The sequence below is a fragment of the Mycolicibacterium flavescens genome (assembly GCF_001722335.1).
GTDB lineage: Bacteria > Actinomycetota > Actinomycetes > Mycobacteriales > Mycobacteriaceae > Mycobacterium > Mycobacterium flavescens.
In genome coordinates this window covers 45,526-52,912 of sequence record NZ_MIHA01000030.1, presented here as the reverse complement: position 1 = coordinate 52,912, position 7,387 = coordinate 45,526, and the positions used below count along the sequence as shown (strand labels likewise).

7 protein-coding genes and 1 pseudogene are annotated in these 7,387 nt (G+C 60.3%); 6 read left to right on the top strand and 2 right to left on the bottom strand.

Annotated elements, in window-relative coordinates:
* From BHQ18_RS30870 to BHQ18_RS26760, 6 genes and pseudogenes are all read left to right on the top strand, one after another.
* A pseudogene (locus tag BHQ18_RS30870) lies at positions 1–124 on the top strand (VOC family protein); the annotation flags it as partial.
* Between the two features lie 72 nt (positions 125–196).
* Positions 197–1,597 (top strand): Rieske 2Fe-2S domain-containing protein, encoded by a 1,401-nt coding sequence (locus tag BHQ18_RS26775; RefSeq protein WP_069416681.1) that lies wholly within the window; start codon positions 197–199, stop codon positions 1,595–1,597.
* Between the two features lie 64 nt (positions 1,598–1,661).
* Complete coding sequence (locus BHQ18_RS26770) at positions 1,662–2,180, top strand: aromatic-ring-hydroxylating dioxygenase subunit beta (protein ID WP_069416680.1); 519 nt, start codon at positions 1,662–1,664, stop codon at positions 2,178–2,180.
* Between the two features lie 48 nt (positions 2,181–2,228).
* Positions 2,229–2,447, top strand: a complete 219-nt coding sequence (locus tag BHQ18_RS26765; protein WP_011559095.1) for a hypothetical protein — start codon at positions 2,229–2,231, stop codon at positions 2,445–2,447.
* 74 nt (positions 2,448–2,521) lie between these two features.
* The gene (locus tag BHQ18_RS29350; RefSeq protein WP_225933553.1) at positions 2,522–2,821 is read left to right on the top strand and encodes a ferredoxin; all 300 of its coding nucleotides are present in this window, start codon (positions 2,522–2,524) and stop codon (positions 2,819–2,821) included.
* A gap of 1,269 nt (positions 2,822–4,090) precedes the next feature.
* Positions 4,091–5,200, top strand: coding sequence for an AraC family transcriptional regulator (locus tag BHQ18_RS26760; RefSeq protein ID WP_069416679.1), 1,110 nt, complete (start codon positions 4,091–4,093; stop codon positions 5,198–5,200).
* A 25-nt stretch (positions 5,201–5,225) separates the two neighbouring features.
* Here BHQ18_RS26760 and BHQ18_RS26755 read toward each other — a convergent pair whose 3' ends face one another.
* Together BHQ18_RS26755 and BHQ18_RS26750 are read right to left on the bottom strand one after the other, a co-directional pair.
* Positions 5,226–6,230, bottom strand: coding sequence for a ketopantoate reductase family protein (locus tag BHQ18_RS26755; RefSeq protein ID WP_011891529.1), 1,005 nt, complete (start codon positions 6,228–6,230; stop codon positions 5,226–5,228).
* Positions 6,230–7,207 carry a dihydrodipicolinate synthase family protein gene (locus tag BHQ18_RS26750; protein WP_069416678.1) on the bottom strand — a complete coding sequence of 326 codons (978 nt, stop codon included), beginning with the start codon at positions 7,205–7,207 and terminating at the stop codon, positions 6,230–6,232. Before BHQ18_RS26750 ends, BHQ18_RS26755 begins: the two co-directional genes overlap by 1 nt.
* Between the last annotated feature and the right edge of the window lie 180 nt (positions 7,208–7,387).

Below are 7,387 nucleotides of genomic sequence, written 5' to 3'. Positions count from 1 at the left end.
CTGGGATGCGGTGACCGTCGACGAGGAAACCTGGACAGTCGCTCAGTACGACCGACCCAGTGTGTGGGGCCACCAGATGGTCGCCCAAACACCACCAGGCGCACTCGAAGCCGCAACAACATGAACGCCGCAATCACGAAAACATCTGTCCAAGAGAACATTACGCAGCCCAATCCAAGAAACGTAGGAGAAGTACATGTCTATTGTCGGTAAGAACGACATTCAGCAACTGGTAGCGGCGGGCCAAGAAGGCCTTGCTAAGGGCCGTCTGCCCGCCGGGCTGGTCGCCAACGCAGAACTCCACAAGCTCGAAGCTCAGCGAGTCTTCGGCCGGTGCTGGCAATTCCTGGCCCACGAGACGGAGATCCCCCAGGCAGGGGACTACGTGGTCCGATATCTGGGTGGCGGTTCGATCATCGTTGTCCGCGGCGAAGACGGCGAAGTGCGCGCCATGGCGAACTCGTGTCGGCACCGCGGAACAATGCTGTGCCGCACGGAGATGGGCAACACTTCGCACTTCCGCTGCCCCTATCACGGCTGGACCTACCGCAATACCGGAACTCTGGCGGGTGTACCCGCACAAAAAGAGGTCTATGGGGTCGAGATGGACAAGAACGAGTGGAGTCTTACCCAGGTTCCGCGCCTCGAGAACTACCGCGGAATGATATTCGGTTGCCTGGACGAGAAGGCAGAACCTCTCGTTGATTATTTGGGCGATATGGCGTGGTATCTGGACCTGATCACCCAGAAGTCCAAGGGTGGACTGGAGGTGCGGGGTGAGCCCCAGCGTTGGATCATCGACTCCAACTGGAAGCTCGGCGCGGACAACTTTGTCGGGGACGCCTACCACACGTTGATGACGCACCGATCGGCGGTCGAGCTCGGTCTGGCTCCGCCCGATCCGAAATTCGCGTCGGAGCCGGCGCATATCAGTCTCTCCAACGGTCACGGCCTCGGCGTCCTCGGGGTGCCGCCCGGGCAACCGATGCCGCCCTTTATGAACTATCCACCCGAGATCGTCGATGGACTCGCAGCGGCTTACGGCGATCAGGACCGCGCAGACATGCTTCAGCGTTCGGCCTTCATTCACGGCACGGTCTTTCCCAACCTGTCGTTCCTCAACGTCCTCATCGGTAGGGACAAGAAGTCAATGCCAGTGCCGATGTTGACATTTCGGCTGTGGCGTCCACTGTCACACGACACGATGGAAGTGTGGTCGTGGTTTCTCGTCGAGAAGGATGCCGACGAAGAGTTCAAACAGCAGTCGTATGAGACCTACGTACGAACGTTCGGCATCTCCGGTGTGTTCGAACAGGACGACGCCGAGACTTGGCGCTCCATCACTGCGGGAACGCAAGGCATTCTCGCAGGCAGCCAGACACTCAACTTCGAGATGGGCATGGGTGTGCTGACCAGCGACGACACGTGGAAGGGGCCCGGTCGTCCCCTGTCCAGCGGGTACGCGGAGCGTAACCAACGCGAATTCTGGGGTCGCCTGTTGGAGTTACTCACCGACTCAGGCGATGACGCCAGCGAAACCGAGCCCAAACCCCAACTACTCGCGCAATCTCGGACCAATGCAGACGAGGTCGCCTGATGAGGCATCAGGCACCTGCTTGTCTCACAACCACAATCAACCAAGTCATAAAGGATGGTGTGCCATGGTAGCGACGGTCGAGCAACAGCTTCTGCTCCGCTGCGAGATGGAGAACTTTCTGTTCGAAGAGGCGGAGCTGCTGAACGACGGCCGGTTTCACGACTGGCTAGAACTGTGCGCCGAAGATATCCACTACGTCATCCCGGTGCGCGTGAGCAGAGAACGCGCCAACGGCGACGGAAATTCGACGACCATGACCCACTGGGATGACGACTACGCAGGCTTGCAGCTGCGGGTGCTACGTCTGGACACCGAATACGCATGGGCAGAAGATCCGCCCTCACGGATCCGACACCACGTGTCGAATGTGCGGGTACGCCCCGGCGCAGGGACGGACGAATACGATGTCCGCTCCAACCTTCTCGTGTTCCGCAACAGGGGGGACAGTCCGCAGCACGACCTCATCTCTGCGGAGCGCCACGATGTCATCCGCCGCAGTGAGATGGGCCTGCGGTTAGCGAGCCGACGGGTAGTGCTTGATCATGCCGTTGTCGGCACCCACAATCTGGCTAACTTCTTCTAACGGGGCGACGTTGAGCTTGCATTACTTAAAACCTAGAAAGGTACAGTCGTGACCGGCGACCACGGTGCGGCGACGACCATCGCGAACGAGTTCGCCGTCGTCACCGTCGACAAAATCTTTACCCGCAATGGAGAGCGGTTGGAGATTGCCAGCCCCCGCCTCGGCTTCCGAATTCAGCTCGACCCGTTGGAACTTGAGAGTTTGTCATGGCAGACCAAGGAAAGCCTTTCGCGGTTTCTCGAGGACCCGTACGGTCCTGGCCATTGACCTCGCGCACGTCAGTGAGCAGGGGATCGTTTCCTACTTGACGCCCTTTCCCCAATCGTGAAAGGACGTCTGTGATGACAACTGCAGGTGCTGCGCGGCGGCGTGCCTTGGTCCTCCGCTCGATCCATCGCGGTGGAGGGGTGCACTTAAGTGAGGAGTGGACAAGTGATCCATGCGGAAGTCGATCCACGTCGGTGCTGCGGCTACCAGTTGTGCGTGGACGTCGCGCCAGTGTCTTCGCTATCAACGCGGCTGGGAAGGCGGAGATATTGGTGCGCGACATTCCCGCTGATCTAGAGGTCAACGCCCGCGCGGCAGCACACGAATGCCCGTCGGCGGCGATCACCGTACGTGCTTCCGGATCCGCGCAATGACACCCTAAATGTCTTCCTCGGGTAGGTTCACCCCCAAACGACCGTCCGCCGTTGTCGCAGGCGCTCACCCGGCGCCGTCTGATCTCTTCCGTGGTGCGACCTTCCGCCTACTATGTCTCTGCTTCTCACGAGCACGCTAGACGTGATGGGATTGTCAGAGGTTGACCTGTGAGAACGGCTGTCGTCTATCGCCGGCTCGCCAGAGACGTGAAGGACGACTTCGAGAAGGACAACTACAACCGCCTGACGAGGCGCAATTTGAAATGTGCGTCTTCTCTGATGGCCGTGTCGCGCAGCGCTGGATGGTAGGCGCTGGGTCTTGGGTCTGGTGGGATGACCTAGACCATCTGTATAAGGTTCACATCTACGCGCACCCTGATTACGGAAAATGGTTATCTGGTCCGACGGCACGGTCGAGGAGCTATGACAGGCTCGTGCACTTAAACCGAATTGTCAATCTGTGTCGGTGATGATCACCGAAACGGCCTGTGCGGTTCCTTTTTTCGCGAATATTGACTTATCTCCAAATCATCCGCTTCGATGTGATACTAAGGCGATTGTGCGCCGTGCGGTGTCGGGCGATATCTTTTCTATCGACTACCACAACTTGGTCATCGCGAGCTTTGGCAGAGCGTTTAGCGCAACATCGCCAGCTGGACTAGTGTGGCCGAGGTGTCTGAGAAGAAGCCATCATTTTTCCTTCTCTCCCAGCGATTTTGATCTCGACCTCTATGTCTTCAGAGCGCGAGAAGGTTCCAAGCTTTGAAGGAATGGGATGGATGCCAGAAGTGCTCAACCCACTGGCCTGCACGACCGGAAGGCGCGACGAGAAGCAAAATCGTTGTGATTATTCAGTGCCCCACTGTGTAATACATTCCGCACTCAAGGTATGCAGACCCCTCAGGCCCGATTGGCTCCTCCATCTCCGCTGGCATGGATCTGTGAGCGCAGGCTATTGCACACGCAAGCTGGTATCGGATGTGTTCCCGCCAGAGGCGCGAATCCCCTCCGGACGGCACTCGCACCGGGGTGCGATCGCACCAGTCAACGCCACGCGACAACTGTCGAGCTGACGCCGGCAAGCTCACACAGCTCCAGAGCGTCCTTCAACAGCAATATCGGGGTCGGGGCGGTCGCCGGCCAGCACACCATCGAGGTGGACGATGCACGCGGCAGCCAGTGACCCTGCTGCACGGAGAAAGGGCAACACGCGTTTAAAAGAATCACTCTCTGCATAACAGAGTTCTTCATCCACTAGAATGCGGTTGGGTGACGCAGGACCCTGAGTCGGAGGCCAGGCCTTCCGCGCTGGTGTTCGACGGAGCGACAGATTCTGTCGGCGAACTGCGGTTACCGCAGCGAGAAAGTGAGATGTTACCAATGGCGGATGGGCCGAAGATGGCAGGATCGTACTTCAGCCGACGCGAGACCGTATGCACCGAACAGTTGAGCGCGGCCGAGCACCTCGCTTCGGAAATTTTCACACCGCACCGTCTCCGCTACTCCCGTCGCGGCCAGCGTTTGAATGCGCGGCTCAGCGCCGCACGAATCGGTGCTGTGACCGTTGGCTACCTTCGGTACGGTGCAGATGTCGAGCTCGTCAATTCGACTGCGCTCGATGATTACCACATCAACGTTCCCCTCACCAGCTACGCCGATTCGTGGTGCGGCTCCGCCACGGCCCAAGCGACGCCCACGCAGGCGGCGGTTTTCCTCCCAGGCCGTCCTGCCGGCATCAAGTGGGCCGCCGATTGTGGTCAGCTGTGCGTGAAGTTCAGCCGCACGGATCTGGAATACGAACTCGAGGGCTTGCTTGGACGACCTGCGGTTAGGCCGCTGAATATCGCGCATAGCATGGACCTGACGGCGGACAGCAGTCGTGCGTGGCCTGCGCTGCTATCGGTCTTGTATCGGGAGGTCTCTCGCCCTGAGAGCATCGTGCAACATCCGATGACCGGGCGACATTTCGAACAGTTGCTCATGCATGGGTTTCTACTCGCCCAACCTCACTATCAGGCCATGGCGCTCGCCGCCGACCAACACGCAGCGCCGCCGCCCAGAGTACTCAGGACAGCTCTCGACCTAATCGAGGAGCATCCCGAACGGAGTTGGACGACAACCGATCTTGCTCGCGAGGTTGGTATCAGTGTCCGCGCTCTTCAAGAGAGCTTCAAGCGGCACGTCGGGCTCCCTCCGCTCACGTATCTGCGCGAAGTCCGGCTGATCCGTGCGCATGCAGAACTGGCGGCGTCGTCTGAGAGTGCCGTGACTGTTGCCCGCGTAGCGATGAAGTGGGGCTTTGGTCATCTGGGCCGCTTCAGCGCGGAGTATCGGCGCAAGTTCGGCGTCACTCCCCAACACACCTTGCGCGCTACCTGAACATCGCCTTCGAACCGCGTCATTGCTAGGCCAGGAATCGGTCGACGGTCTTGATGATCTGGTAGGCGACCCGCAGCGTCGGTGTATCCATGCCCAGTTCTTGAGCGGCGGCGAGATAAGGCGCCAGCATGAAGTCGACCTCGGTCTTACGTCGTCGCAGAACATCCTCGTACATCGAGGGGTGTCCCGAGTTTCCCTTCTCGCGCATTGCTCTGCCTTGCCCGATGACAAACTCGATCGCGTCGGCCGTCGGAAGGGCATCGAGTTCCTTCAGGCGGGAGAGAGGCGCAAAGAAGTTCATCGGCTCGTAGCCCTTCGCCCGGTAGACCCCAAGAAGGTCCTTTGCCAGCGCGACGAAGTACATCGCTCCCTCGCGCACCTCCATGCCCTCGAAGACCGAGGCGTCAGGGATTGCGCCCAGTGCCGTGACCGACCACGCGGCCGCCAGCGCGATCTGGGCGAGCTTTTCCCACTCGACCTGCTCGATGTTGCCTACCGCCTTTGCAGGAAGGCCGGCGTTGGTGAAGGCAGCCGTCAAGTCGTCGACGCGCGCACTAGATGTCCCGTCAAGTTCGCCGAAGTAAGCGGTCACCTCAGCTGTAAGGTGATTTCTGACGAGCCCCGGTTCGAGCAAGGTGCCGCCCTCGATGGTGGAGGCTCCGATCACCCTGTCGGGCCCAAGCCACCCGGCGAGCGTCGCATCCTTTTCGACGGTGTTCTGCACCGACAACGCGCTGCTCACGCAATCACGCAACCCGTCGGCCTCCGCCAGGGCCTGCGCGGTATCTTTGCCCTTCACCGCCAACACCAGGTAATCGAAATGCCCCGTGGCTTTGGCTGTCTGGTCGACCGCGGTCAAGTTATCAGTAATCACCAGGTCGCCCCGACGGCCCGTGATTCGGAGACCGTAGCGCGTGATGGCCTCGGTGTGCGCGGGCCTGCCGACCAGGGTGACATCGACGCCAATGTTCGCCAAATATCCGCCCAAGACAGATCCGAGCCCACCAGCGCCCAGGATCAGGACGCGCATCAGATGGCCTCGGCGGCCGTCAGTTTCTCCTGCAGGACTTCCCGCTCCGGAGCAGACAGCCGGGCTTTGACGGGCGGTCGCACCGGGCCGGCACGCAGCCCCAACAGTTCGAACCACGCCTTCAGATAGGGCATGGCCGCGACGTAGGAACCCGTTGCCGCGATGCGGCCGATGAGCACCTCTTCGTACACCTGGCGAATTGCGTCCACCTTCGCCGACACAGGTAGCGCCCCCGCGAGTTCACCAGCAAACGCAAGGTCGGTGTATTGGTGCAGTTCCTGCCGCCGTTTCCCGTAGAGGATCAGGGAGAGCTCCCCGTAAAGCACCCGACCCCCGAAGAGCGCAGCATCATGAGCCCAATAGCGCTCATTCGGCTCGCTGATCACAAGATGGTCCCCGAAGCGGTGGCGTAAGGCGATGCTGTCGGTCCAACTCAAAGTGCCATTCTTGATCCCGACGACGTTGGCGTGCTCGGCGATCCGAGCGACGGCGTCGTGGCTATACACGAAACCGGATACCGGCGTCCGGTAGAGCACAAGCGCCAGCCCGGTGGCGGGCGCCACGAAGTCGAAGTAGTCGACCACGTCGTCGTCGGTCTTGAGCTGCACCGATGGGTTCATGATCTCGGCGCCGGTGAAGCCCAGGGACTCCACGAACCGCATTTTTTCGATCGCCTGGTAGGCCGAATGGTCGAGAATGATTGTGAACAAGGGCAGGCGGCCGGCGGTGGCACCGGCGACCACCTCGTGGTAACGCTGCCATTCGGCCAGCGTCATGTTCCATCCCTCGGCGAAAAACCCGCCGACGACAAGGCCGGTGCACCCCATCTCCACAAACGCGTCGATATTCTGCCGCAGACCCTCTTCGTCCAGCTCGAACTCGTCAGTAAGGGGCGTGACAGGACACATATAGAAGCCTCGAAGGTTCTCGGCGGCCCACGCCCTGGCGTCGGATCCCAGCGGTGTCGTGGCGGTCATGTTCTTTGCAATTCCTTCAGCGATAGTTCGGCTGTTGAGGGTTTGAGGGTGGGCGGAATCGCCTCCCTCGCTGGATATTCGAAGCTGCGGAGTGCGCCAGCTTCCTGCAAATCATTGGCGGGGAGACTCGTTGGTGTCTATCCGGTAAGCGCTGCGCGGACTCCGGTTCGCGCCTAACGT

Bases quoted from the DNA above. Each gene is read 5' to 3' on its own strand.
- BHQ18_RS26755 (WP_011891529.1), bottom strand. From the start codon at position 6,230: ATGCGCGTCCTGATCCTGGGCGCTGGTGGGCTCGGATCTGTCTTGGGC.
- BHQ18_RS26770 (WP_069416680.1), top strand. From the start codon at position 1,662: ATGGTAGCGACGGTCGAGCAACAGCTTCTGCTCCGCTGCGAGATGGAG.
- BHQ18_RS29350 (WP_225933553.1), top strand. From the start codon at position 2,522: ATGACAACTGCAGGTGCTGCGCGGCGGCGTGCCTTGGTCCTCCGCTCG.
- BHQ18_RS26775 (WP_069416681.1), top strand. From the start codon at position 197: ATGTCTATTGTCGGTAAGAACGACATTCAGCAACTGGTAGCGGCGGGC.
- BHQ18_RS26750 (WP_069416678.1), bottom strand. From the start codon at position 7,207: ATGACCGCCACGACACCGCTGGGATCCGACGCCAGGGCGTGGGCCGCC.